This window comes from Desulfosarcina sp., assembly GCF_055467485.1.
This window is the reverse complement of sequence record NZ_JBUOIV010000019.1, coordinates 41794-67534: the sequence shown is the minus strand read 5'-3', so window position 1 is coordinate 67534 and position 25741 is coordinate 41794. Positions and strand designations below refer to the sequence as shown.

Annotated in this window: 21 protein-coding genes; 9 read left to right on the top strand and 12 right to left on the bottom strand. The window is 57.8% G+C overall.

All coding sequences use genetic code 11. The features are described from left to right. Positions 1-31 precede the first annotated feature (31 nt). From ACZCED_RS11320 to ACZCED_RS11310, 3 genes are read left to right on the top strand one after another with little or no spacing between them, the layout of a single operon-like run. Entirely contained in the window at positions 32-451 is a 420-nt protein-coding gene (locus tag ACZCED_RS11320) for an archease (RefSeq protein ID WP_462970216.1), read from the top strand. A gap of 9 nt (positions 452-460) precedes the next feature. Further along, positions 461-1894, top strand: coding sequence for an RtcB family protein (locus ACZCED_RS11315; RefSeq protein WP_464860817.1), 1434 nt, complete (start codon positions 461-463; stop codon positions 1892-1894). 21 nt (positions 1895-1915) lie between these two features. Then, on the top strand, positions 1916-3811 hold the full coding sequence (locus ACZCED_RS11310; RefSeq protein ID WP_464860816.1) for a sigma-54-dependent Fis family transcriptional regulator: 1896 nt from the start codon (positions 1916-1918) through the stop codon (positions 3809-3811). On the opposite strand, the gene dctP (ACZCED_RS11305) is transcribed toward ACZCED_RS11310, so the two are convergent. The 8 genes from dctP (ACZCED_RS11305) to ACZCED_RS11270 all read right to left on the bottom strand — a co-directional run bounded on the left by dctP (ACZCED_RS11305) (position 3808) and on the right by ACZCED_RS11270 (position 11042). After that, on the bottom strand, positions 3808-4797 hold the full coding sequence (gene dctP / locus ACZCED_RS11305) for a TRAP transporter substrate-binding protein DctP (protein WP_464860815.1): 990 nt from the start codon (positions 4795-4797) through the stop codon (positions 3808-3810). The two genes, ACZCED_RS11310 and dctP (ACZCED_RS11305), sit on opposite strands and share 4 nt — an antisense overlap. A 73-nt stretch (positions 4798-4870) precedes the next feature. Then, entirely contained in the window at positions 4871-5869 is a 999-nt protein-coding gene (gene dctP, locus ACZCED_RS11300) for a TRAP transporter substrate-binding protein DctP (RefSeq protein ID WP_464860814.1), read from the bottom strand. 34 nt (positions 5870-5903) lie between these two features. Next, the gene (locus ACZCED_RS11295) at positions 5904-7214 is read right to left on the bottom strand and encodes a TRAP transporter large permease (protein WP_462968792.1); all 1311 of its coding nucleotides are present in this window, start codon (positions 7212-7214) and stop codon (positions 5904-5906) included. Position 7215: 1 nt separating this feature from the next. Then, entirely contained in the window at positions 7216-7710 is a 495-nt protein-coding gene (locus tag ACZCED_RS11290; RefSeq protein ID WP_462968791.1) for a TRAP transporter small permease, read from the bottom strand. Positions 7711-7801: 91 nt separating this feature from the next. Then, positions 7802-8158 carry a RidA family protein gene (locus ACZCED_RS11285; RefSeq protein ID WP_462968790.1) on the bottom strand — a complete coding sequence of 119 codons (357 nt, stop codon included), beginning with the start codon at positions 8156-8158 and terminating at the stop codon, positions 7802-7804. Positions 8159-8192: 34 nt separating this feature from the next. After that, positions 8193-9635 carry an FAD-dependent oxidoreductase gene (locus ACZCED_RS11280; RefSeq protein WP_462968789.1) on the bottom strand — a complete coding sequence of 481 codons (1443 nt, stop codon included), beginning with the start codon at positions 9633-9635 and terminating at the stop codon, positions 8193-8195. Further along, positions 9632-9928, bottom strand: coding sequence for a (2Fe-2S)-binding protein (locus ACZCED_RS11275; RefSeq protein ID WP_462968788.1), 297 nt, complete (start codon positions 9926-9928; stop codon positions 9632-9634). The genes ACZCED_RS11280 and ACZCED_RS11275 overlap by 4 nt, the downstream gene beginning before the upstream one ends. Then, positions 9921-11042 (bottom strand): NAD(P)/FAD-dependent oxidoreductase, encoded by a 1122-nt coding sequence (locus ACZCED_RS11270; protein WP_464860813.1) that lies wholly within the window; start codon positions 11040-11042, stop codon positions 9921-9923. The genes ACZCED_RS11275 and ACZCED_RS11270 overlap by 8 nt, the downstream gene beginning before the upstream one ends. Before the next feature lie 721 nt (positions 11043-11763). Here ACZCED_RS11270 and ACZCED_RS11265 point away from each other — a divergent pair. Next, on the top strand, positions 11764-12753 hold the full coding sequence (locus ACZCED_RS11265; RefSeq protein ID WP_462968786.1) for an undecaprenyl-diphosphate phosphatase: 990 nt from the start codon (positions 11764-11766) through the stop codon (positions 12751-12753). A 356-nt stretch (positions 12754-13109) separates the two neighbouring features. Here ACZCED_RS11265 and ilvD read toward each other — a convergent pair whose 3' ends face one another. The 3 genes from ilvD to ilvB form a co-directional block, all read right to left on the bottom strand. Continuing rightward, positions 13110-14789, bottom strand: a complete 1680-nt coding sequence (gene ilvD, locus ACZCED_RS11260; RefSeq protein ID WP_464860812.1) for a dihydroxy-acid dehydratase — start codon at positions 14787-14789, stop codon at positions 13110-13112. 105 nt (positions 14790-14894) lie between these two features. Continuing rightward, positions 14895-15383 carry an acetolactate synthase small subunit gene (ilvN, locus tag ACZCED_RS11255; protein ID WP_462968784.1) on the bottom strand — a complete coding sequence of 163 codons (489 nt, stop codon included), beginning with the start codon at positions 15381-15383 and terminating at the stop codon, positions 14895-14897. Between the two features lie 38 nt (positions 15384-15421). Continuing rightward, complete coding sequence (ilvB, locus tag ACZCED_RS11250) at positions 15422-17146, bottom strand: biosynthetic-type acetolactate synthase large subunit (protein WP_462968783.1); 1725 nt, start codon at positions 17144-17146, stop codon at positions 15422-15424. A gap of 296 nt (positions 17147-17442) precedes the next feature. On the opposite strand from ilvB, the gene leuC reads away from it, so the two are divergent. From leuC to ACZCED_RS11225, 5 genes are all read left to right on the top strand, one after another. Further along, on the top strand, positions 17443-18852 hold the full coding sequence (gene leuC / locus ACZCED_RS11245; RefSeq protein ID WP_464860811.1) for a 3-isopropylmalate dehydratase large subunit: 1410 nt from the start codon (positions 17443-17445) through the stop codon (positions 18850-18852). Positions 18853-18975: 123 nt separating this feature from the next. Further along, positions 18976-19617 (top strand): 3-isopropylmalate dehydratase small subunit, encoded by a 642-nt coding sequence (gene leuD, locus ACZCED_RS11240; protein WP_464860810.1) that lies wholly within the window; start codon positions 18976-18978, stop codon positions 19615-19617. Positions 19618-19653: 36 nt separating this feature from the next. After that, complete coding sequence (locus ACZCED_RS11235) at positions 19654-21957, top strand: NADP-dependent malic enzyme (protein WP_462969869.1); 2304 nt, start codon at positions 19654-19656, stop codon at positions 21955-21957. Further along, entirely contained in the window at positions 21954-22589 is a 636-nt protein-coding gene (locus tag ACZCED_RS11230) for a hypothetical protein (RefSeq protein WP_462969870.1), read from the top strand. Before ACZCED_RS11235 ends, ACZCED_RS11230 begins: the two co-directional genes overlap by 4 nt. A 354-nt stretch (positions 22590-22943) precedes the next feature. Then, positions 22944-24518 carry a hypothetical protein gene (locus tag ACZCED_RS11225; protein ID WP_462969871.1) on the top strand — a complete coding sequence of 525 codons (1575 nt, stop codon included), beginning with the start codon at positions 22944-22946 and terminating at the stop codon, positions 24516-24518. Positions 24519-24532: 14 nt separating this feature from the next. On the opposite strand, the gene ACZCED_RS11220 is transcribed toward ACZCED_RS11225, so the two are convergent. After that, a complete protein-coding gene (locus ACZCED_RS11220; RefSeq protein ID WP_464860809.1) occupies positions 24533-25738 on the bottom strand; it encodes a type III PLP-dependent enzyme in 1206 nt (401 codons plus the stop codon). Between the last annotated feature and the right edge of the window lie 3 nt (positions 25739-25741).

Genomic DNA, 25741 nt, shown 5'->3' with positions numbered 1-25741 from the left:
ATTCAAATCGACGGCCTGCTATTCGATACCGATGAAAAAGCCCTACACCCTTTTGGACCACACCGCGGATCTGAGAATCCGCGTCAGCGGCACCAATCTTGCCGACCTGTTCGAAAACGCCGGTCTGGCCTTGTCTGACCTGATCACCGTGCCGGATCGACTGGAACCACGAGAGGTGGTCGAGGTGACTGTCAGTGGCGACGATCCGGCAGATCTCATGGTCAACTTCCTGCGGGAGCTGCTCTACCTGTGGACGGGCGATGAAAAATTGGTTAAGCTGATCGATATTGTCAAGATCTCAGACTGCGCCGTCTCCGCCCTTGTGTCCACCGACAGTTACGCACCCGAACGTCACGAGATTTTCAACGAAATCAAGGCGGTAACCTACCACCAGATCGAGGTTGGCCGGGTGGCGGACGGCTGGCAGGCAATGGTGGTATTCGATATTTAGGAGGTTGAGATGGAACTGAAAAGAATCAGCCCCTACTGCTACGAAATCCCCCAATCCGGATCCATGAACGTGCCTGGCCGCATCTTCATGAGCGGACGCATGGCCGGCGATCTGCACCAGGAGGAAGCCCTCAAGCAAGTGGCCAACGTGGCCATGCTGCCCGGTATTCTCAAGGCCGCCATGGCCATGCCCGACATGCACTGGGGCTATGGCTTTCCCATCGGCGGCGTGGCCGCCTTCGACTGGGACGGCGGCGTCATCTCACCGGGCGGCGTGGGCTACGACATCAACTGCGGCGTGCGCCTGGCCGGCACCGGACTGGAGGAGAAAGAGGTCCGGCCCGTGGTGGATCGTCTGGTGGACGCCCTGTTCCAGAATATCCCGACTGGCGTTGGCTCCACCGGGCCGGTAAAGCTGTCCGTCAAGGAAGAGATCAAGGTGCTGCGTGAAGGCGGCCGCTGGGCCGTTCGTCATGGCTTCGGTGAGGAGTCGGACGTGGATCGCACCGAAGACGGCGGTTGCATGGAAGAGGCGGATCCGTCCGTGATCAGTGAACGGGCCCTGGCGCGGGGCGCCAAACAGCTGGGCACCCTGGGGTCCGGCAACCACTTTCTGGAAGTGGGCGTGGTCGATCAGATATTCGATGAAGCGACGGCCCGGACGTTCGGCCTGTTCCAGAATCAGGTGACGGTGCTGCTGCACTCGGGCTCGCGAGGGCTGGGATACCAGGTTTGCGACGATTCGCTGGCCTTTATGGCCAGACACGTCAAGACCCTGGGCATCCAACTGCCCGACCGGCAGCTGGCCTGTGCCATGATCCGATCAGAGGCCGGCCGGCGCTACTTTGCCGCCATGGCCTGTGCGGCCAATTACGCCTGGGCCAACCGCCAGATCCTCTTGCACCGGGCCAGGCAGACCTTCCAGCAGGTACTCGGCATCGGTCCGCGGGACCTGGCCATGCATCAGGTGTACGACATCTGCCACAACATCGCCAAGCAGGAGGAACACACAGTAGATGGCCGGCTGCGGACGGTCTGCGTGCACCGCAAAGGAGCCACTCGTGCCTTTCCCCCGGGCCACCCGGCCATTTGCGAGGCCTACCGGCAAACCGGTCAGCCGATCCTGATTCCCGGCGACATGGGCACCGCCTCCTACGTCATGGCCGGCACCCAGACCGCCATGGATGAGAGTTTCGGATCCACCTGCCACGGTGCCGGACGGGTGCTCAGCCGCACGGCGGCCAAGAAACGGAGCAAGGGGCGCTCCATCCAGCGAGAATTGGCCGACCAAGGCATCCTGGTCAGATGGACCGGCCGCAGTACCCTGGCCGAAGAGATGCCCGATGCCTACAAGGATATCGACGAGGTGGTCGACACCGTCCACGGGGCGGGACTGTCCAAAAAAGTGGCCCGGCTCAGGCCGATCGGTGTCATCAAGGGATGAGCAGTGGCACACGGAATACCCATGAAAACTATACTGACTGACGATCAAATGAGACGGGAGATCGCAAAATCCCACCAACGATCGAAGGATTACGGCGTCTGCCCGGATGAACGCGCCATCGATCAGAAACGGCTTACACCCGAAGAGCTCGAATCACGCCGCGAAACGAACAAAGACCTTCTGGAGGTCGTTGCCGAGTATATCGGCGAGTTCTATGAACTGCTCTCGCCCGACCGGTTCATGATCGCCATCGTCGATCAGGAAGGGTTTATTTTAAAGCTTTCGGGAAGCGATGCCATCAAAGCCGAATTTGCCGAACGAAACTACGCGCCCGGGTATCGTTTCACGGAGAAAGATGTGGGAACGACAGCGACCAGCCTCTGCCTGAAAAAACAGGTCTCCATCCAACTCAACGACAAGGACCACTATTGCAGGCGGGCGCACGGGTTCACCAGTTCAGCCGCACCCATTTTCGGCGAGGACGATGTGCTGCGTGGGGTTCTGGTGGCCTCCGGCAAGAGCACGCTGGTCCACCCGCACACCTTGATCATGGTAACCTCGGCGGCCCGGTCCATCGAGAAACAGATTCGGTTGCTCCGTCGAAACCGAGAGATGTCCATCTATGCGGGTTTTCTGGACAATGTATTGGAGTCAGCCGAAACCGGGTTGCTCACCCTGGACAATGAATCACGCATCTGGAAGATGAACCGCAAAGCCAAACGCATCCTGAACCAGGAAAACCTGGATGGAAAGCCCATTTCCGTGCTGAAGGGCTTGAACGTGGATGTGAACGACATATTCCACCATCCGGAGGCTTGGAAAGGCAGGGAGTGCCACATTAAGCATGGCCATCAGGTCATCCATCTGGTCTATTCCGCGCAGCCGGTGCTCTCGGGTCAAAAAAACATGCTTGGCGCCGTCCTGGTGTTCGAAGAATTCGGTAACATCAGAAAGATCGCCGACAAAATATCCGGCAGTACGGCCTATTTTACCTTCGATCACCTCATCGGTGACTCACCGGCCTTCAGAAAAGCCGTGGAGCTGGCCAAGCGCGCCGCTCAATCGGATTCAACCGTTCTGCTGCTGGGCGAAACCGGCACCGGCAAAGAGCTTTTCGCCCAGGCCATTCACAATGCCGGCGCGATTCAAGCCAAACCGTTTATTCCCATCAATTGCGGCGCGATTCCCGGGGAGCTGATGGAAAGCGAGCTGTTTGGGTATGTCGACGGGGCTTTCTCGGGAGCTTTGAAAGGGGGTCGACCCGGCAAGTTTGAACTGGCCGACGGCGGCACCATCCTGCTGGATGAAATCGGTGACATGCCCCACAACATGCAAGTGAAACTACTGCGGGTGTTGCAGACGGGAGAGGTTCAACGTATCGGCGACGGCAAGGTGTTAAAGGTCAATACGCGAATTATCGCATCCACCAATGCCAATTTGCCCCAGGCCATCGCACAGAACCAGTTTCGCCAGGATCTTTTTTATCGGTTGAACATCCTGCCGATATCAATCCCACCGTTGAGGGAGAGAGGCGCCGGCGATATTCGGGCTCTGGCGAATTTCTTTATTAGGAAAATCAGCCCTGGCTGTCGGTTGACCGCCACGGCCATAAAGGCATTGACCACCTACCGTTGGCCGGGAAATGTCAGGGAGCTGGAAAATACCATTCAACGGGCATTGCATGTATGCGACGGCGAGTTGATGACAGCGGACCATCTCGGTATTCCTGAGGAAAAACACCACGTGCTGCAGTCGCAAAGCGGCTCATTGCGTGAAATGGAACAGCAGATGATTGCGTCAACCCTCGACCAGACCAACCACAATATGGCCGAAACCGCCAAACGGCTGGGAATTTCCCGGGCAACGCTTTATCGAAAGGTCAAACAACACGCCATTGCGTCTGGCCACGGCAATTAGCGGGCGCCGACCACCGCCTCGAAAGCATCACCGATCTCCTGTTTTAACATGGGCCAGACATTGGTTTTGACTTTTTTTTGCATTGCTGCCCGTTCTCTGTCGCTAAATTCTATTACCTGGACGCCCTGGTTTTTCAGTTTTTCGATACTTGCGATCTCCTCCGCCTCAGCGACCGCATAACGACGTTTTTCCATCGCCTGCAGTGCGTCCGTAAACAGGGTCTGATCTTTTTCGGAGAGTCCCTTCCACAAATCCAGATTCATGTAAATAAACCAGTATTCGAAGTGGTCCTTGACGGGCAGATAGTAGTGAATGATCCCTTTGAGCCCCAAATAACCTTCCGCACCGCCGCCCAACATCCCTTCAACCATACCTGTTTTAAGGCCCATTTTGGCATAAGTCCAGGTAATCGGATAGGGGGTGTACCCCAGTTCTCTGGCGGTGCGTTCAAACGATCGGATGGGGGGTACCCGAATGATCATCTCCTTGGGGATGTCGGGATTACCCGGATCGGCAGGCTTTTGGGTCAGGGCGATACCGCCAAAGTATACCGGCCAGCCCCCGATCACCTTGATGTTCTGATTTTCAAGAAAAATCGCCATCTGTTTAAACAGAGCACTGCCCTGGGTATACACTCGCTTGGCCTCATCCCAGGAAGATACCAGAAAGGGGGTAAAGGCCAGTGCTACACGCTTATCGATGGCGGTGCCGAAAGGACCGACGTACATCTCCACTTCGCCGAAAGCAACCCGTTCCTGCACCACGGAGTAGTCACCCAGCTTATTGGCGGGATGGATATCGATCAAGATCGATCCACCCGTTTTGGTTTTGATGTGGTCGACAAGCGCCCGGATATCGTTATCGATAGCGGATCCGGGAGACCTGACGTGGCCGATTTTCCAGTGTTCGGTCTCGGCATGGCTCCCACCGCTGAAAAAAACAATCATCAGGAGACACAACAGCGTGGCGACAACTGTTTTATTCATGATCCTACCCTTTCTCAGGGGGATGGCGCTTACCCGATGAGGCGAGCCTTTTCAGGCAAGCGCCAGGTTCTTCCTACTCAGCGATGGAATCGAGAACGCTCTGGCCCCAATCGGCGCCCACATCTTCCAAAACGGCCGGCCAGACCGTCTCATGAATCTTTTTGGCCGTGGCGGCAATCTCGCCGTCGCTCATATCGACGATTTTGGCGCCATAATCCGCCAGTCGTTTTTCATTGGCCGCCTGGTCGGCTTTGGCAGACTCCCAGCGGCGGGATTCGAATTGAGCGGCGACTTCTTCGAGCTGTTTTTTTAGGTCGGGTTTCAGGTCTTCAAAAGTTTCCTTGTTAATGATCAGATACCAGACTTCAAAATGCGTATTGGAGGGAATGTAGTACTTGGTGACGTCTCTGAAAGATGAATAGTAGCCTTCTGCGCCCGAGCCAATCACGCCGTCGACAACCCCTGTCTGCACGGCGGTAAATGCGTCGGAAAAAGGAATCGGGGTTCCCAGGTACCCGGTTTTATCGGCCAACAGCTGAAAGGTTTTCATGGGGGGAACACGCAGCTTGATCCCTTTGGGCGCATCGGGGTCGCCTGGCGACACCGGCTCTCGATTCAGGGATATGCCGCCAAAATAAACCGGCCAGGCGGCCAGCAGATGGATTCCCTGTTCGGCATACAGTTGGGCGACAATTTTGCGCACCGGGGCGCCGGGCGAGTAATTTCGCTCGGCCTGCTCCCAGTTTTTAACCATATATGGAAAATAGACCATTTGAAAGCGCTTGTCAGCCGCCGAGGCGGGTGGCTGGCAGGCCATATCGATGGCACCCAGGCCGACCCTTTCCTGCACAACGGTGTAGTCGCCCAGGGCGCTGGCCGCATAGATCTTGGTTTTTAATTTGCCATTGCTGGTCTCCTTGAGGGTATCCGAAAACCATTTCAGGTCGATATCGATCGCGGTGCCCTGGGGGCGCACATGGGATATTTTCCAGGTTTTGGCCTCGGTGCTGTTAGCGATCAAGGCGACGGTTGCCAACAAAACGAACAAGCTGAGGATAGGCGTCTTTTTCATTCGTGAACTCCTTTTGCATTCGATTACGGGTTAATCAATATCCGAACAAGCCGGGGAAAAACAGCGACAGGCTCGGCCAGAACGACGTCAGGAAAACCACGGGAACATACCCGAAGATAATCAATACCATGGCCGGTTTGATCACTTCGGAAAACTCGGTTTTTCCAATTCGCATCCCCAAGTAGAGTATACTGGCATACGGCGGCGTCACCCCACCCATTGCCGTATTGACCCCCATGATGGCCGCAAACTGGACGGCGCTGATTCCGATGGCCTCCATTAGCGGCAGCAGCAGCGGACCAATGAGAATGATCGAGGTGACATCGTTGACGATCATGCCCACGAAAAAGAGCAGAAAATTGATCAAAATCAGCAGCAGTGCCTTGTTCTGGGTAATCGTGAAGACACCTTCCACAAGAGCCTGGGGGACATCTTCCATCACGAAGATCTGGCTGAGCATGAGACTGAAAACGATCATGATCATAATCGCACCGACAGCGGTGGCCGAATTTTTGGCGGCCGTCAGGAAGGTTTGAAAGGTCAAGCCCTTGTACACCAGAAATCCGACCGGAAACGCGTAAATCACAGCCACCGCGGCTGCTTCCGTGGGGGTCATGACGCCGCCGTAAATGCCGCCGAGAATAATCATCGGCATGATCAGTGCCGGCAGGGCCTTGGAGGTCAACGTGACGCCTTCCCGGACGGTCTCTTTGATGGGCTTTGGCGGATCCAATTCCAGGGGAAACTTCCTGGCCAGGAACAGGTTGACGACACAAAACAGGGCGGTAATCAGCAGCCCCGGTCCCAGTGTGGCCAGGAAGCAGGCCAGGATGGATGTGTCGGTCACCCATCCATAAATGATCATGGTCACACTGGGGGGGATGAGCAGGCCGAGGATGGACGAGTTCGCCACAAGGGCGGTGGCATACCCCCTCGGATAACCTTTGGCGGCCATCTCCGGTATCAGGATCGGACCCGTGGCGGCGATACCGGTCAGCCCGCTGCCGGAAATGGCACCAATAATGGCGCAACTGACCGAGGCGACGACACCTAAACCACCCCGGATACGCCCGACAAAAACATTGACGAAGCGCAGCAAACTGGCGGCGATCCCACTTTCACTCATCAGTGTTCCGGCGAAGACGAACAGGGGGATGCACAGCAGCACCGGATTGGCCAGTTGCGTGAAGCCCCACACCATGGTGCCTTTCATGGTGGCGCCGCCCAGAAAGACCATATTCATCAAGGCACCGCCAAAACAATAAGGCAGGGGGACGCCGAAACTCAGCATCATCACGAGAATGCCTAACGAAATAAGGGATACAGTGACGATTTCCAGTTCCATTTCAAACTCCTTCGGCCGTTTCCTGAGGTGATTTGGGTGAGGCTGCCAAACGCTTGACGTTCTTGAACAGATACCAGGCGGCATAGGCGCTCATCAGCACCAGGCCGATAAAGAAGGCACACTCGGCATAGATGGTCGGGATATACAGGGTTGGGCTCTCTTTCATGACACGCAGCGCATAGCGAAAGTAGTCCCAGGCCCAATAGGTGAGCCAAAGGACCACGATAAATGCCATAGCGTCGGCGATAACCCTGACAATCAGCTTCGCCCGGTCGGTTTTTAAAAAAACGTCAAGGACATTGGCCTTAATCTGGGTGTCTTCGCGGGACGCATTGACGCTGCCGAGAAAATAGAGCCATAGGGTCGGGTAAACCAGCACCTCCTCAAGCCCCATGACCGGTATTTCAAACACATAACGCATGAGCACTTGATAAAACTCCATGAGTGCGACGATACTGATTAGCGCTGTGAGGGTGTACCTGAAAAATCGTTCCATTTAAGATTCCTTTGAGGCTTTGCCGGTTTTTGTCTGCACGGCACCTGGAAAGGGCAACAACGACAGTTAACAGTGCTTGATGAATGCGAGACTATCCTTGACGTGCGGCGACGATGGAAACTTCGACCAGCAGTTCGGGGCGTGCCAGGCGGGCCTCCACACAAGCCCGCGCCGGGGCATGTCCTTGCGGGATCCACGCATCCCAGACCGCATTCATGCCATCGAAATCCTTCATGTCCCGAAGGTAGATGGTCGCGGAAAGAATCTGATCCCTCCCGCTGCCGGCTTTTTCAAGCAAGGCATCAACCTTGGCCAGCATGTCGGCCGTCTGGGGACCGATGGCTGCATCACTGCTGTCGGCCACCTGCCCGCACAAATATAGGGTGTCATGGTGAATGACGACTTTACTCATCCGCGCTGTCGTATCCATCCGGCTGATGGCGTTCATTCTATTCTCCTTGGGTGGTTTGAGTGAAATCGTGTCAGGCCCCTTTACGACCGGCCGTCTTCTTGTCCAACAGCCAGTTGGTACCTGCGGCGGGCCCGACATGCATTGACATCTCGGCGATCTCTTGCAGCGCTACTGGTTTCAGCGGCGGGCGGATATTCAAGCTACCCGCCTGATCCGGCGATAGATTCAGCTCGGCGGCGACCACCTCCGCCAGCGCCGGACCGCACATCCGCCCCTGGCAGGGACCCATGCCCGAGCGCGTGACCACCTTAAGCTCGTTCAATTCACGCACGCCTTCTTTAACCACCTTTCGTAAGTCCCCGACGGTGATGTTCTCGCAGCGGCAGACGACGGTGTTTTCATCGAAGGTGATATGCTCGGGACGCGGCGCATAAATGGCATCCACGAAGGGCCGCGGCCAGTGGTCATGCTTGAGTAATTTTTTTACCGGCTCGGAAAGTGCGTCCCGTTCATAGGCGGGAATGATCCCCAAACAGTGGGCCACCTCCAGAGCAGCCAGTTCCCCTTTGTACTGGGCCGCCAACGCACCGGCCACCACGGCTCCGTCCCCGGCGGCGAAGAGGCGTTCGCAATTGGTGTGACCCCATTCATCGCACTTCGGGTGCCAGTAACGCTGATCGGCTTTCCAGACCATCTTGCAGCCGATCTGGCGAAAGATGTGCGTGTTGGGGATCACTCCGAAATGAAGCAGCAGCAAATCGGCATCCAGGCGCAACACTTTGCCGGCGTGGGTGGCTTCGACAGCTTCGAGGCGATCCCGGCCGATGGCGCGAACGTGTGTGACGCCCTTGTAGTGGGCGATGCCCGCTTTTTTGATCTCTCGCAACATGGAAACGCCCTTCCAAAGGAAGTCGGTTCTCATCAGGGCCTTGGGCGCATTGGGAATGGCCGGTGCTGGGGGAATCGCTGGGGTGGTTTCTAACAAGGCACCCACGTTGACACCCTTTTTGGCCAGCAAGGAAGCCTCGAGCAACAGCAAGGGGCCGCTGCCGGCCAGCACTAAACGGCCGGTGGGGTTCAGCCCCGCCTCCTTGAACAGATTGTTGGCCGCACCGGCGCCCATGACGCCCGGCAGGGTCCAGCCGGGGATGGGCATGGGGCGTTCCATGGCACCGGTGGCCACGATGAGGTAGTTGGCTTTAATCTGGGCGGATTGCCCTTGACGAGAGTAGCAGACCGTTCCATCCGGTTCGACCTGCCAAACGGTGGCCCCATTCTTGTAGGCCGCACCGCTTTGGCGAAACCGTTTGGCCAGCAGTAAGCCCTGGGTGTAGTCATCACCCAGCATGTCCCGTCGATGCTGTGGGGTGGCTTCAATATTTCTATATATTTGACCGCCTAACCGATTCTGCTCGTCCAGGGTCAACACATTAAGCCCCATTTCAGCCAGGCAGGCACTTGCCGCCAGGCCTGCAGGCCCGGCGCCGATGACAATCACATCGTGATGACTCATGCGGCCGCTCCTTTATCGTCATCCAGATGGCGATCGATCACCATGCCGTCTTGCACCTCTGTCAGACAGGCCTGGCGTTGTAGGCCATCGATCTCCATCATACATTCAAAGCAGACCCCCATCAGGCAATGGGGTGAGCACGGTTGATGGGATGTGGGGGAAATCCTGGAAATCGTCTCGCCCATGGCAAACAGGGCAGCTGCCAGGTTCATGCCGGCGGGTAGCGAAACCGATTTTCCATCCAGGGTTACCGTTACGGAATTTTGCCTCTCGGCGCTGTCGGTTTTAAACATCGAATCGTCCATTTTTAAAATGCGGGAGAAGTTCGTGATCGCCAGTGCCACCTATCCATGGCGCTACAATGTTAACAGCAAGGGGAGCCAGCGATACGGCGCTATGCAGGGCGACGACGGTGATGTTGTCGTTCCCAGGTATACGACTGTAGATAGGCGCACCATCCGGCGTCATGACCCGTATGGCCCCCCAGGCGCGCACCCAATTGACCTTGGCCAGCATTGGGAAAAGCCGGATGGCATTGGCCGCCTGGCTCTGCATGGCTTCGGTGGTGACTCGGTTGTCCAGGGCCGTGTCTTCGGTGGACAAACCGATAACGAAGGTGCCGTCTGGCGTTTGGCGGACACAGAGCATGGGAATGCTCAATACCCGCTTGTGTCGCTGGGTAACCATCAGCTGGCCCCGCTGGGGGTAGATGTGCAGCTTCTCGCCCAAGGGAGCCAACAGCCGGGTCGACCCGTGGCCGGCGGCCACCACCAGCTTTTGGCACTGGTAATCGCCGGTATTGGTTTTAAGTATTATGGTGCCACCGGTTTTGGGAAGGATGGCGCTGACCGTCTGGGCGCCGATAAATGTGCCACCTTTGTTTTGAAAGGCGGCCCTCATGGCCGCCATGAGTTTGAGCGGATTGACATGCCCCTGCTCCGGAGTATACATGGCCCCGGATACCTCGGGGCCCAATTCGATCTTAGGGATGAGTTCGGCCAACTCCTGCCGATCGAGCATCTTCACCGGATAGTCCAACCCCACCTGGGCGCAGACCGCCTTGAGCCCCTCGATGGATTCTGTGTGGACTTTGAATTCTTCTTCGCCAATCGCGTGGACAGCGCCGCCCGTCCATTCCAATTCGATGTTGTATCCGGATTCTTCCTCCAGCCGGGCGGCAAAATCGGGCCAGTGCTGGCAGGCCAAACGGGACCATTGGGCATAGATGGGGTGGCTGGCGCCTTTGCACATGAACCAAGTTAACCCAAAGTTTCCGCGCGACAGCCGCTGCGTGGGAAGCTGTTCGTCAAACAACATTACTCTTCCCGCACCTTCGCGCACAAGCCCCAGTGCGATGGCGGAACCGGAAAGCCCACCACCGATGACAATAGTATCAGCAGACCTCACAAAACACCTCCACGATCAAAACTTGCAGACTCGCTAATGTAAAGCCCTGTAAGTCTATGCACGCCACAGCAGGTGCACATTGCGTATATAGGGAAAACAATTTTCTTTTTGGTCAGGCTATGTGATTCGAATTGAAGTAGCCATCATCAAGGCTATAATCATGCCATATTTGTGTTGGTGATCCGGGGAACAACCGTTGACTGGTTGGAGAATGGCGCAACGAAAGATCGCATTTTTTGCAACTTGTTTTAATGAATAGAAATATCGGGGGGGTCTCACCAGACTGAGAAGAGGTTGAGAAAAGGGTTTTAAAAGAATCTAAGGTATAGTTGCAAGGGAACCCAAGGTCGTTTCGATGGCACGTTTCTATCTCATATTGATACACTTTCTAAGATTTTCAGAGTGTAAAGGTCTGCAAGATGGTGGAAATGGCGCCACTGTATCGAATTGCGACATGTCTATTATTGAGATTTAACACTTGCCGTCAAGTCGAAGGCCACATTCGCTGTTCAGGGGGTTATCCGATCTGATCTTGAAACAAGTTTGAAAAAAGCGCAGTATGGGTCGATAATTGAACCGGCAATTGATGCGCGGGAATTAAACCATATGCCGTGCCATCGCTGCGTCGCAGGGTTCGAACCTATGTGAAACTGGTGGATCCTCGCCTTCGTAAGCATGCCATCACCGAGGTTTTATTCGAATCTGTCAAGAAGGAGCGGATATGCGCTTTGGAAAATCGACGCGCCTCAATCTCACGTTGATTGGTGTATTGCTGTTCGCCTGCGGAGCCAGCGCCATCATGAGCGATCGTGGCGTATCTCCGGCCGGTGCCGATAAGGAAGCGCCGGCCATGACGGTCGGCCAGGCGATAATCCTGGGCCTGGTCGAAGGCCTGACCGAATACCTGCCGGTCAGCTCGACCGGCCACTTGCTCCTGGCGGAACGCATGATGGGCATTGGCGAATCCCCATCCGCATCGACAGAGGAGCGGCAGCGCACCAGGAATGCGGCCGATGCATACACCATCTGTATTCAGGCAGGCGCCATCATCGCCGTGCTGGGGCTCTATTTCAGACGGGTCAGACAAATGCTGCAAGGGCTTCTGGGCAGAAATCCGCACGGAAGCCGGTTGCTGGCCAACGTGGCGGCCGGATTTTTGCCCGCTGCCGTCATCGGATTGCTGTTCAACAAAATGATCAAGGCATACCTCTTCGGGATCTGGCCGGTGGTGGCCGCCTGGTTCGTGGGCGGCGTGGCCATCCTGGCGGTGGGTTGGTACAAACGCACCACCGGCGGTCCGGTTCATCAGGGCCTGTCGCTTGAGGAATTGACCTGGCGCATGGCGCTGGTGGTCGGTTTTGCCCAGTGTATCGCCATGTGGCCGGGGGTCAGCCGCAGCCTGGTGACCATCGTGGGCGGATTGGTTATGGGGCTGTCGCTCCCGGCGGCCGTGGAGTACAGTTTTTTGCTGGGCGTGGTCACCCTGGGAGCGGCCACGGCCTATGACGCCCTCAAGCATGGACAGATGATGCTGCAGACCTTCGAGGCCATGCCCATCGCCATCGGCCTGCTGTTTGCCTTTATCTCGGCGGTTGTATCGGTCAAGTGGATGGTGGCCTATCTGAACCGCCACGGGCTGGCTGTTTTCGGCTACTACCGCATTGCCATAGCGCTGGCGACGTCCGCATGGCTTCTGACCGGTAGCATGTGACAGCCAATTTTGACGGATCTGCGATCAAGCCGATATCTGCATGACACTTCACCCCTCGTCACTACAGCATTCGGTCAGTAGGCCTTGGGATTCACAAGCCTTGATCTCGGCTTGATTGCGAATCCGTCGGATTTAAGAACGAGCCTGTTCCAAAACGTTTCAGTTCGGTCAAGATCAAGGCGGACGATCATTTAAAGACCTTTACCCCATGACCGTGTCCGCTCAGAAATGGTAGATTTTGGGTCAGGCCAAGGCCGCAACTACGACTAAACCGGAGGCGTAGCTGCGCTACGTCGAGGATTTAAGCGTAGCGAGAGCACCGGCCTGGGCCAAAAGATGCCGTTTCTGAACGGACTCTACGCGTCGGTGACACACCCTTCCGACGCAGACCTCACCGTCTTGATATACTTGTAGAGAATTCCGTTGGACACCTTGTAGGGCGGCGCTGTCCAGGTTTTGCGCCTGCGCGCCAGCTCCGCCGGGTCGACGTCGACATCGATCGTGTGGCTGGCCGTGTCGATGGTAATGGTGTCACCGGTTTGAACCAGGGCCAGGGGGCCGCCTTCCTGGGCTTCGGGGGTGATGTGCCCCACGATGAACCCGTGGGAACCGCCTGAAAACCGACCGTCGGTGATCAGGGCCACCTCTTTGCCGAGACCGGCCCCCATGATCGCCGAAGTGGGGGTCAGCATCTCCGGCATGCCCGGTCCGCCCTTGGGGCCTTCGTAGCGGATCACCACCACGTCTCCTTTGACGATCCGCCCCTCCTCCAGTGCAGTCAGCATGGCCTCCTCCGAATCGAACACATTGGCCCGTCCGGTAAAGGCGACACCTTCCTTTCCGGTGATCTTGGCCACCGCACCGTCCGGTGCCAGGTTGCCGCGCAGGATCTGGATGTGGCCGGAAGGGTGGATGGGGTTCTCCAAGGGGCGCACAATGCGCTGGCCTGCTTCGAATCCAGGTACATCCTTCAGGTTCTCGGCCACGGTCCGGCCGGTGACGGTCAGGCAGCGGCCGTCGATCAGACCTTCGTTCATCAGGACCTTCATCAGGGCCGGGATGCCGCCGATACGGTCCAGGTCCTCCTGGACGTATTGGCCGCTGGGCTTCATGTCCGCCAGCAGCGGCACCCGGTCGCTCACCCGCTGGAAATCATCGATGTTCAGGGGCACGTCCACGGCTCGCGCCATGGCAATCAGGTGCAGCACCGCATTGGTCGACCCGCCCAGGACCGTCAGGACGACCAACGCATTTTCAAAGGCCTCCCGGGTCATGATATCCCGCGGTTTGATGTCATCCTTCAGCAGGCGCAGGATCGCCTCACCCGCGCGTCTGCACTCATCTTTTTTCTTGTCGGACTCGGCCGGCCGGCTGGCGCTGAACGGCAGCGACATGCCCATGGCTTCGATGGCCGACGCCATGGTGTTGGCCGTGTACATGCCGCCGCAGGCGCCCGCGCCCGGGCAGCTCTTTTTGACGATGGCCAGGCGGCGCTGCTCGTCGATGGTTCCGGCCATGTATTCGCCGTAGCTTTGAAAGGCGGAGACGATGTCCAGCTTGACGCCGTCCAGTTCGCCGGCCCGTATGGTACCCCCGTAGACCATCAGGGCGGGTCGATTCACCCGGGCCATGGCGATCAGGCAACCTGGCATGTTCTTGTCGCATCCCGGAAGGGAAATGTTGGCGTCGTACCATTGGGCGCGCATGACCGTTTCGATGGAGTCGGCAATCAGGTCACGCGACGGCAGGGAATAGCTCATGCCCTCGGTGCCCATGGAAATACCGTCGCTTACCCCGATGGTGTTGAAGCGCAGGCCGACGAGCCCCGCCGCCTCCACGCCAGCCTTGACTCGGGCCGCCAGATCGTTCAGGTGCATATTGCAGGTGTTGCCTTCGTACCAGACGCTGCTGATCCCCACCTGGGCCTTTTTCATGTCGGCATCGCTCATCCCGATGCCGTACAGCATCGCCTGGGAGGCCCCCTGGGACTTGGGTTCGGTAATCCGCGAACTGAATTTGTTCAATTTTTCAGTCATGGCTGCTCCTTTTAAGGTGAGGCGTTCATTTACTTCCTACACAGCCGCGTTCAAGACCTTCAATTCAGGTAATGCACGTGAACCCTCGATCCCTTGGATACTTATTCACTTTTCCATCGCCGTAAACCCCGACCGCGCCACTTCAACAATTCTGTCGGTTCCGGCGTCCTGCAGGAAATCATCGATGAATTGGGAGGTGCCGGCAACCTGAACGATATACAGTTCATGGTCCCGGCGATCGAGTATTTCAAACCGGTAGGCTCTTTTCAACGATTCCATCCGATCCTCATCGGCTTCCAATTTGACGATGGCCACCTCCCGCCAGAAGCTTTCATTCATGTCTAATTCCCTGGCGGAAATCACCTCGGTGCTCTTTTCAATCTGCTTGATGACCTGAAGCATTTTTTCGTCACTGTCTTCACGCAGGGTAATGGTCATACGACTCGTGCCGGGCTGGTTGGTCTTGCACACGGTGAGGGTTTCAACGTTGTACATCTTGCGGCGGATCAGCATGGCGATCTTGTTGAGCACGCCCGGCCGGTCCAGCATAAAAGCCAGAATGGCCCGCCGCTTCATGAGGGCAGTGGTTGTCATCAGATCCTCCCAATATAAGGATGCGCTGAGATTGTTGGTTAATCTAAGGAGACGATCATCTCTTTGTATCCGCCGCCGGCCGGCACCATGGGCAGAATGATCTCGCTGGGGTCGCATATAAACTCCAGCATGAACGGCCCTTTGTGGTCGGCCGCCGTTTGAATGGCCTCGTCCACCTGGTCCAGCTCGGAGACCTTAAGGTAGGGGATGCCGTAAGCACCGGCGATGGCGCCGTAATCGGGATTTTTCATTGGCGTGCCGGCATAACGACCGTCGTAAAACAGGGTCTGCCATTGGCGGACCATTCCCAGGTATCCGTTGTTCATGAGCAGAATCTTGACGTCGATATCATGCTCCATGATCGTTCCCAGTTCCTGGATGTTCATCTGGAACCCGCCGTCGCCGCTCACCGACCAGACACGTTCATCAGGCCTGGCCAGCTTCACGCCGATGGACATGGGCAGGGCGCATCCCATGGTTCCGGCACCGCCAGAGGTAAACCAGCTGTTGAGGGTCTGAAAGTTGTAAAAGCGGGCCAGAATCATTTGATGCTGCCCCACGTCACCCACAATGATGTCCTTTCCCTGGGTCAGGCGGGACAACCGACTGGTAATGGTCTTTACCAGCAATTGCCCCTCCCGGCCGACGCCCGCATCGATCTCTTTGTTAATCTGGTCGGCAATTTCCTGGCGAAAGGCATCGATTTGGGCGAACCACCGGGTCCTCGGCTTGGAGACCAGGGCGGGGTCCCGGTGCAGCAGATTGAGCGCCTGAGCCACGTCTGTATTGAGGGCCACCGAGGTCTTCACGTTCTTGTCGATCTCGGAAGGATCGATCTCCACATGGATCACCGCTGCTTCACGGGCGAAATCTTTCAGGTTGCCGGTCACCCGGTCATCGAATCGCATGCCCAACGAAATGATCAGATCGGCATGCATCAGGGCCCGGTTGGCTTCCACCGTGCCGTGCATACCCACCATGCCCAGGCTCATCCGATGGTCCACCGGCAGCGCTGAAAGTCCATGCAGGGTAAAGGCCACGGGAATATTTACCCGCTCCACAAAGGCCTGCAAGTGCGGGCCGGTATTGCTGGAAATGACGCCGTGGCCGCAGAGAATGATAGGACGCTCGCTCTTGTTGATCAACCCGACGGCCTGCTTCAACCGGTCCATATCCACCGACGGCCGATAAAAAAAGTCTGGCAGCTGCGGCTCGCAGGAACGGGCATCAAATTCACAGACACTCTCTGTCTCCTGCAGCTGGACATCCTTGGGGATGTCGACGACCACCGGTCCGCCACGGCCGCTTGAAGCCACATACATGGCCTCATGAATCATGGGTTCGATCTCATCCACGCTGAGCGGCATATAGGTTTGTTTGGTCAGCGGCATCATTACCCCGACCACATCGCTCTCCTGGAACGCATCCGTGGCGATGACACCGGTGGGAACCTGGCCGGTGATGGCCAGCACCGGCACGGAGTCCATGTTGGCATCGGCGATACCGGTAACCAGGTTCATGGCACCGGGACCCGACGTGGCCATGCAGACACCGGTCCGGGGGTCGGATGTGGATAGGGATGCGCGGGAGATGCCCTGGGCCATGAAGACGGCCCCCTGCTCATGCCGCGACATGATGAATGACAATGATTTCTGCTTTTCCATTTCGTCGAAAATGGGCATGATGGCACCGCCGGTGTACCCGAAAATAAATTTCACGCCATTGTCGATCAAGGCTTTAAGGACCAGTTCCGTGCCTTTCATAGCTGATTGTCCCTTCTGTGTGAGTACAACGGCAGTTGCAGCGAGTACCGAATCAAGGTGCGTGGCATGAATTCATCGCGCTTCTGGAGCAAGCCATTTCGCCTGTCACGCATTCCGTCGAACCGCACAGGTGGCCATCGACCGCTTGCCGTATTCTATGGAAAATAATCTGTCTTTGATAAAAGGCAAATAATTCGGCGCGCCAATGCCTTGACTTTCAACGGCCATGAGGTCATTTTAAAAAGATTGATGCCGCAAAGGGAAGAAAGCCAACCCCACATTAGAAAGATCTACCCATGGGAAAAACATTGTTCGAAAAAATCTGGGCGCCACACGTGGTGCGGGACCTGCCGGATGGTGCCTGCCTGCTTTACATCGATCGGCACCTGGTGCACGAAGTGACCAGCCCGCAGGCATTTGACGGGTTGCGGCTGGCCGGAAGAAAGATCCGGCGGCCGGAGCTGACCTTCTCCACCATGGACCACAATGTGCCCACCACCGAAGACCGCATGGCCATTACGGACGCTGTCTCAAGAGCCCAGGTGGAGGCGCTGCAGAAAAACTGTGATGACTTCGGGGTCAACCTGTTCGGCCTGGGCGACGACCGCCAGGGCATCGTGCACGTCATCGGCCCGGAGTTGGGGATCACCCTGCCGGGCCTGACCATCGTGTGCGGCGACTCCCACACCTCCACCCACGGCGCCTTCGGTGCACTGGCCTTCGGTATCGGCACCTCCGAGGTGGAGCACGTCCTGGTCACCCAGACGCTTGTGCAGAGGAAACCCCGTACCTACCGGGTGGAATTCACCGGTCGCCCCGGCCCGCACATCTCGGCCAAGGATATGGTGCTCAAGATGATCGGCACCATGGGCACCGCCGGCGGCTCCGGGCACGTTCTGGAGTATTGCGGCGAGGCCATCCGCAACCTGTCCATGGAAGGACGCATGACGATCTGCAACATGAGCATCGAGGCCGGTGCACGGGCCGGCATGATCGCCCCGGATGACACCACCTTCGACTACATCACCGGCCGTGAGCGTGCCTATGCGCCCACCGGTGACGCCCTGGAAAGAGCCCTGGCCTACTGGCGCAGCCTGCCCAGTGACGCGGATGCGCCATTCGATCAGACCCTGACCATCGACGCCGGCCGCATCGCACCGCAAGTCACCTGGGGGACCAACCCCGGAATGGTGCTGGATGTGGACCAACCGGTTCCCTCGCCGGAAAACGCCAGGGGATACTCCCCCTCCGACGTAAAAAATGCCCTGGACTACATGGGGCTCACACCGGGAGTAAAGCTTACCGACGTGCCGCTCGATGTGGTCTTTATCGGCAGCTGCACCAATTCCCGAATCGAAGACCTGCGGCAGGCCGCCGCCATCCTTGAGGGACGTAAAAAGGCTGACCATGTGGAACTGCTGGTGGTTCCCGGATCCCATCAGGTCCGCCTGCAGGCCGAGGCCGAAGGTTTGGACCGTATCTTCAAAGCTGCCGGGGGACAGTGGCGCTATGCCGGATGCAGCATGTGCCTGGGGATGAACCCGGACCAGTTGCGTCCCCAACAGCGGTGTGCCTCCACCTCCAACCGCAATTTCGAGGGGCGCCAGGGAAAAGGCGGGCGAACCCACCTGGTCAGCCCGGAAATGGCCGCCGCTGCAGCGGTCGCCGGAAAATTCGTCGACATTCGCCGATGGCTCGAATCGTAGGCGGCGCGCTTTCCGTGCGCAGCGGCAGCCAAGGATGCAGCCTAACCCTGATATCCGAATGGGCATGGAATCGCCATCATTGTTAAAGTCCTCGAACGTCTCATTCTAAGCAAAGGATTTCCCATGACTCCCTTTACCGAACACACCGGCATCGTGGCCACCCTGGACCGGTCCAATGTGGATACCGACGCCATCATCCCCAAGCAGTTTCTCAAATCGATCCAGCGCACCGGATACGGCCCCAATGCTTTTTTTGACTGGCGCTACCTGCCCGACGGCAGGATCAATGAGGATTTCGAACTGAATCATCCCCGGTTCCAAGAACGCTCCATTCTGGTGACGCGCAACAATTTCGGTTGCGGTTCCAGCCGGGAGCATGCCGTCTGGGCCCTGGTCCAGGACGGCTACCGGGTCGTCATCGCACCCTGGAAAGAGATGGAAGGAAAACGGCTGCCCGCTTTTGCCGACATCTTCAGGAACAACACCACCAAGAACGGCATGCTGGCCATCGAGCTGTCGGAAGCGGATGTGGATGAAATCTTCGACATGGTGGCCGGGCACGTAGGATTGACGGCAACCGTGGACCTGCCGGCCCAACTCGTCCGCTTTAACCTGCCGTCACCCCGGACATTCGATTTCAACATCGACGCCGGGGCCAAGAAGCAGTTGCTCAACGGGCTGGACGACATTGACCTGACGCTGCAGCACGAAGTGGATATCAGCCGATTCGAAGCGCAATACGACCCGCTGAATCCGCAGGCTTGATCCGGGATGGGTTCTGACCGACCCAAGGAGGCAGTCATGGCTTACGATGAGGAGGCGCTGCACTACCACCGCGAACCCCGTCCGGGGAAGACCGAAGTGGTTCCCACCAAGCCTTTTTTCAGCCAGACCGATCTCAGCCTGGCCTATACCCCCGGCGTGGCGGCGCCCTGCCTGAAGATCCGCGACAACCCGGACACCTCCTACGACTACACCAACCGGGGAAACCTGATCGCCGTCATCACCAACGGGACGGCGGTGCTGGGCCTGGGCAATATCGGTTCACTGGCCGGCAAACCGGTCATGGAGGGTAAGGCCGTCCTGTTCAAACGCTTTGCCAACATCGATGTGTTCGACATCGAGCTGAACACCGCCGATCCAGATGCGTTCATCCGCATCGTCAGGGAGCTGGAACCCACTTTCGGTGGCATCAACCTGGAAGACATCAAGGCGCCGGACTGTTTTTACATCGAAGAACACCTGAAAGCGCAGATGTCCATCCCGGTGTTTCATGACGACCAGCATGGCACGGCCATCATTTCCGCAGCAGCCATGTTGAATGCCGTGGCGCTGACCAATCGGCACATAAAAGACCTGCGGGTGGTGGTCAACGGGGCCGGGGCGGCAGGCATCGCCTGCGGCAAACTTTACATCCAGTTGGGAGTCGTCCCGGAAAACCTGGTCATGCTGGATTCCGGCGGAGTGATCTATCAGGGTCGAACGGCCGGCATGAACCCGTACAAACAGGAACTGGCCTGCGAGACCCAGGCACGCACCCTGGCGGATGCGGTAGCGGGTGCAGACATGCTCGTGGGGTTGTCGGTCAAAGGGGCCTTCACCCCTGAATTGCTCAGGCAGATGAACCCGAAGCCCATCGTCTTTGCCCTGGCCAACCCGGACTCGGAAATCGACTACCACGAGGCCAAGGCGGCGCGGCCGGACGCCATTGTCGCCACCGGTCGTTCCGATCATCCCAACCAGGTCAACAACGTGCTGGGGTTCCCCTACATCTTTCGTGGTGCGCTGGACGTGCGGGCCACCGAAATCAACGGGGCCATGAAAATTGCCGCCGTCCACGCCCTTGCCGAACTGGCCCGCGAGGATGTACCGGACGCCGTGATCCGCGCCTACGGCGGCAAGCCCATCCGCTTCGGTCCCGACTACATCGTCCCCAAACCGCTGGATACCCGCGTACTGCTCAAGGTGGTGCCGGCCGTTGCCCAGGCGGCGGTCGACAGCGGCGTCTCCCGCACATCGCTGCCCGAGCAGGCGGTGTACCTCCAGCGCCTGGAAGCCAGCCTGGGTCCCGAGCGGGAAATCATGCGCAAAATCATTTTCCGCGCACAGCGGAATCCGCAGCGGATCGTGTTGCCCGAAGGGGATCACCCCGTGATCATCCGGGCCGCCCACCATGCGGCCAAGGAAGGTATTGCCCGCCCGCTGCTGTTGGGAGACCCGGCAGCCATTCGATCCCGAGCCGAATCCCTGCACATTTCATTAGACACCATCGACATCATGGATCCGCGTCACAACCCGCATAAGGAGGCCTTTGCCGACGCGCTGTATCGCCTGCGGCAGCGCAAGGGCTGGTCCATGGTCGAAACCCGGTCGCAATTGCGCAACCCTTATGTTTTTGGCGCGATGCTGGTACGGGAGGGACTGGTGGACGGGCAGGTTCATGGAATCGCCCAATCCTATCCCAATGCCATCCGGCCGGTGCTCCAGGTGATTCCCCGGCGTGCGGGTATAACGCGTGTATCCGGGCTCTACCTGGTCATTCAGAAAAACCGCACCCTGCTTTTCGCCGATGCGACGGTCAACGTCCACCCGGATGCATCGGACATGGCGGAAACCGCCATCCTGGCCGGCGAGATGGCCGAATTTTTCGACATGGTGCCGCGCGTTGCCATGCTCTCCTACTCCAATTTCGGCAGTGTGCGCAATGCAGATACGCATCGGATCGCCCGTGCCGTTGATCTGGTGAGGCAAAAAAAACCCGACCTGGTGGTTGACGGCGAGATGCAAGCCGACACGGCCGTGGCGGCGGGCATCCTGGAAAGGGATTTTCCTTTCAACCGTCTGGGACGGGCCGCCAACGTCCTGATCTTTCCGGACCTGGCATCCGGCAACATCGCCTATAAACTGATGAACCAGTTAGGCGGGGCCAAGGTGGTGGGCCCCCTCCTGATGGGCATCGACCGACCGTTTAACGTGCTGCAGCGCAATTCGGAGGTGGAGAGCGTGGTGGACCTGACGGCCATCACGGTGGTGCAGGCCCAGGCGGGCCATCTCCAAGCGACTGAACGGGTCCCACCTGAAGGATGGACCACCCAACGCCCATGAAAAAGTCGAAATCCTACATCAAGACCCTTGACCGCATCAAGGTATCCAACCTCGCTGGGCGGTTGATCCGGGACATCGAGAGGATCATTCCGCCTGACACGGACCTTTTTCATGAGGCGGTGATCGTCGCCGGCGCCCCCGAAGCCACCCAGTCGCTGCACTACCTTCCCTTCAACCGGCAGGTGCTTGCCGACGCAGATATGACCACCACCTTGTCCCTGGTGGTCCTTTTCAACAATCTGCGCATGGACCGGTTTTTTCTCAGCGGATTCCGGGAGTGGATCAGCCGGCCGGTTTTCAAATTCTCGTTCAATGTCATGGACCGTTTCATCCGGGCCATTCGCCTGGATCACCGCCTGTTGCGCATCATGGCAACCGCGGACGGCGAGTTCAGCATCATGGGCATCGTTCAGCGTGACGAAATCCAACGCAAACGCTTTTTCAAACGGCGTTGCCGATTTTTACACCCCCTGTTGCTGATACCGACAACCGACGCCGCCAGCCAGGACTATCTGGTCGAATTCGAACGGCGCCAGACCATCGGGAAGATCAAGATCCCGCTGCTTCCCCTATACCGTAAAGGCCCAACCCCTCTTCACGAAAAGGCCAGCATCGTGACCCCCCTGAAATAGGTATTTTTTTTCATAATCATGGAAGTCGGATAGGAATTAAAAGAAACAGTTTGCCTTTCCCAGCCGTCTTCGTCCACTTAAAGATTGAAATCAAGCATCCGGAACGGAACGAACCGGCAGGCCCATCATGCCCCTGATCCATCGACGGAAGGCAGCGACATTACCGTCAAAAGGGATTCGGCAGGCATCTACCGACAGCGTCCATAACGACAGCGACAAAAAAGGGCCGACTGCCTTCATAAAAACCGTTTATTTTAATATCCCGGCACGAATATTGTATGTTGAGGGGCGGGTACTTCCCTTTGGCATTGGAATGAAACTGAGAACAAGGTGTCAGCCCGGACAGACATGAAAATGGCCCAGAACGCTAATCCATTGTATTCCGATAAGGAGATGCTCGATCCCGACGGTGCAACCTGGTTGTCCGGAGAAGAGGTGATCGAGCAAACCGGCATCTCCAAAAGAGATTTGATCCGTTTCATTCAATTGCGGGTGTTGCCCAAATCGATGATGCGGGTATCACCCGTCGGTCGCGACGGCACACGAAAAAAAAGTTACTTTTCAAGGTCCGTGCTCGGGCACGTAGCCATGCTGAAGCTACTCAGAGACGAAGGGCATTCCGTTGAAACCATTGCCACTGAATTGCGCGAGGCGGCAGAAGGCGAGCCAGCGGCCCAGGACCAGCCATTGCCGAAACTGAAGCCCGCGGCGCCTGCAACCGAAAAGAAAACGGAGGAGACCCTATCCCCGCTATTTCACCTGTCCGCGGATACCATCGCGGCCTCCGCATTTCTGGTCAATGCCGACTTTCGCATCGGGTGGATCAACGTGGATCAGGGCGACCGGCTGTCCAGAGCCATTCGGAATGAATTGACCGACGATCCATCCGGAACCGTTTTCGACATCATGCTGCGCGCCTCCCTCAAGGAACTGGTTTTCAATTGGCCGCCGCTGTTTTCCTTTATATATCAATTCTTACAAGAGACCACGCCACCGGAGACCTTCAACCGGCTGGCACCGACGGTTTCCCTGAACCTGGAAGAAGCGGGGCTTCCGGAAGCACCCATCCCCAATGCGTCCAAAAGAGGTCCCATCGACAGTTGCCCGATTCATCTCGAGGATGACGACGGCCGGGTTCAGGAGTTGCGAATTTATGGAATGGCCCTGGCGGAAGGGACGCTCTTCTTTTTGGATCAGGACCGCTGGCAAGAGGCCCATCCGGTCGCCATGCCCGGTGAGATCGAACCCGCCTCGCCGACGGATGCCGACGCCGCCTCCGGAAAAACACCCTTCAGTGTCATCTCTGCCCGGCTGGATGATTCCCGCAGCATCGTCGATACCCTGCTGCCGGAAACCTATTTTCAGATCATGACCCGCATATGGGATGAAAGCGATCGCATCCTGGCATCCTACGGCGGACACCGCGCCAAGCGCAGCGGCACCGAAGTGCAGTACATCATCCCCCGGCAGGCGAACACGGATCCCGCCTATGACGCCATCTGCTGTGCCGTTGAGCTCAGGGACAAGATGCGTGAAATAGAGGCATCGCTGAAAGCGGATGGGGAGTGGTTTGCCGATATTCGTCTGAACATCGGCATCAGCAGCGGAAGGGACCATCTCCGGCAGGAGGATCCCACCGCCAGCATGGCCTTCATGCTCCCCGGCGGGGCGGCGGACCAGGCCTTTCATCTCTCCGCCATCGCCCATGGGGGTGCCATCTGGATTACCAAGTCGGCATTCAGTCATCTCACCCCGCAGCAGATGAAACGGATCACCTTCGGTATCTATCGCGACGACCGGCTGATCCGCAATATCTTCGCGCAAGTCTCAGAGCTTCCGCATGCACCCGACACGCCTGCTTTGGGGCGCGGCATCCGGTCGCTGTCCGTCACGCGAATTATCGCCCTGCAATCCCGGCAGACACCCTGAGCAAGATTCCGAATTTAATGGATGCGACCGGACACTCCGCAGCGCGGGTGATCAACCGGCGTTTCCCCCTCCATTGTGACCGCCCCGGCATTGAGCACCACGACCCTGGCCTTTTTCAGCAGATTGAAGCGGGTGGCTGACGCCGCCGTGTAGGCGCCCATCATGTGGCCCGCCACCAGATCGCCCAGCTGCAATTCCGGAAGTTGAACATCTTCGGCAATCAAATCGATGCTGTCGCAGGTAGGCCCGGCCAAGACACTGGCAAACCGTCGCAGATCATCGGAAAATGTTTCCAGGGGGTAACGCGTGTGGTCATAGATCTGCCCGCTGAAAGAGCCGTAAACGCCGTCGTCGAGGTAATACCAGTAAACCCCGTTGCGCAACGCCTTGCCGATCACGGTGGTAACGCAAACCATCGACGGCCCGGAGATGAAACGACCCGGTTCGGCGATCACCTTCACATAGGAAGGCAGCGCGGCCAGGGCCTTCAGCATGGGTGCACAATAGGCATCGATATCCACATGGCCGCCATCGTAGGAGATCGGAAAACCGCCGCCGATGTCCAGGGTGCTGATGGGCGCCGCCCCGCTATTCTGGTGCCGGCGGATGAGGGTGTTGCAGGCATGAATGGCGTCGATCTGCTGCCTGGCATCCGCACACTGGGAGCCCACATGAAAACTGAGCCCCTTGACGTGTATTCCCAGTTTGGCGGCCAGTGCCAGCAGATCGTCCGCCTCTTTCAGGGAACAACCGAATTTTTTGGACAGATCCACGACGGCGGATTGGCTGCGGAAGCTGATCCGCAGGAAAAGCCCGGCCTGATGCCGGTAAGGCAGAAACTTCAGCAACTCATCGGTGTTGTCCACCACAAACGTGGTGCACCCGTAGCGCAGGCCGTCACGGATATCGCTGTCGCGCTTGATCGGGTGGGTGTGGATGGTTCGACGGGCAGGGATGTTCAAACCGCGAAGCAGCTCGATCTCGCCTGAAGAAGCCAGATCGAATCCGGATCCCATGCCGGCGAGCAGGCGCAGGATCGCCGGATGGGGCAGGGACTTGATGGCATAATAAAGCTCAACCTCAGGCAGGGCCCGTTTGAGGGACAGGTATTGCCCCCTTACGGCGTCGGCATCCATCACCAGCAAAGGCGATCCATGCTCGTGCAGCAGCCTGGCATAACCGGCGCCCTTTTCCCGGGGCGAAAAATGAATGGTGTTCATGGA

Excerpts from the sequence above, each read along its gene's own strand:
- ilvD (WP_464860812.1), bottom strand. The coding sequence starts at position 14,789 with ATGACTGAAAAATTGAACAAATTCAGTTCGCGGATTACCGAACCCAAG.
- ACZCED_RS11265 (WP_462968786.1), top strand. The coding sequence starts at position 11,764 with ATGCGCTTTGGAAAATCGACGCGCCTCAATCTCACGTTGATTGGTGTA.
- leuC (WP_464860811.1), top strand. The coding sequence starts at position 17,443 with ATGGGAAAAACATTGTTCGAAAAAATCTGGGCGCCACACGTGGTGCGG.
- ACZCED_RS11295 (WP_462968792.1), bottom strand. The coding sequence starts at position 7,214 with ATGGAACTGGAAATCGTCACTGTATCCCTTATTTCGTTAGGCATTCTC.
- ACZCED_RS11310 (WP_464860816.1), top strand. The coding sequence starts at position 1,916 with ATGAAAACTATACTGACTGACGATCAAATGAGACGGGAGATCGCAAAA.
- leuD (WP_464860810.1), top strand. The coding sequence starts at position 18,976 with ATGACTCCCTTTACCGAACACACCGGCATCGTGGCCACCCTGGACCGG.
- ACZCED_RS11315 (WP_464860817.1), top strand. The coding sequence starts at position 461 with ATGGAACTGAAAAGAATCAGCCCCTACTGCTACGAAATCCCCCAATCC.
- ACZCED_RS11285 (WP_462968790.1), bottom strand. The coding sequence starts at position 8,158 with ATGAACGCCATCAGCCGGATGGATACGACAGCGCGGATGAGTAAAGTC.
- ilvN (WP_462968784.1), bottom strand. The coding sequence starts at position 15,383 with ATGACAACCACTGCCCTCATGAAGCGGCGGGCCATTCTGGCTTTTATG.
- dctP (WP_464860814.1), bottom strand. The coding sequence starts at position 5,869 with ATGAAAAAGACGCCTATCCTCAGCTTGTTCGTTTTGTTGGCAACCGTC.
- ACZCED_RS11280 (WP_462968789.1), bottom strand. The coding sequence starts at position 9,635 with ATGAGTCATCACGATGTGATTGTCATCGGCGCCGGGCCTGCAGGCCTG.
- dctP (WP_464860815.1), bottom strand. The coding sequence starts at position 4,797 with ATGAATAAAACAGTTGTCGCCACGCTGTTGTGTCTCCTGATGATTGTT.
- ACZCED_RS11225 (WP_462969871.1), top strand. The coding sequence starts at position 22,944 with ATGGCCCAGAACGCTAATCCATTGTATTCCGATAAGGAGATGCTCGAT.
- ACZCED_RS11320 (WP_462970216.1), top strand. The coding sequence starts at position 32 with ATGAAAAAGCCCTACACCCTTTTGGACCACACCGCGGATCTGAGAATC.
- ACZCED_RS11290 (WP_462968791.1), bottom strand. The coding sequence starts at position 7,710 with ATGGAACGATTTTTCAGGTACACCCTCACAGCGCTAATCAGTATCGTC.
- ACZCED_RS11235 (WP_462969869.1), top strand. The coding sequence starts at position 19,654 with ATGGCTTACGATGAGGAGGCGCTGCACTACCACCGCGAACCCCGTCCG.
- ACZCED_RS11220 (WP_464860809.1), bottom strand. The coding sequence starts at position 25,738 with ATGAACACCATTCATTTTTCGCCCCGGGAAAAGGGCGCCGGTTATGCC.
- ACZCED_RS11230 (WP_462969870.1), top strand. The coding sequence starts at position 21,954 with ATGAAAAAGTCGAAATCCTACATCAAGACCCTTGACCGCATCAAGGTA.
- ilvB (WP_462968783.1), bottom strand. The coding sequence starts at position 17,146 with ATGAAAGGCACGGAACTGGTCCTTAAAGCCTTGATCGACAATGGCGTG.
- ACZCED_RS11275 (WP_462968788.1), bottom strand. The coding sequence starts at position 9,928 with ATGTTTAAAACCGACAGCGCCGAGAGGCAAAATTCCGTAACGGTAACC.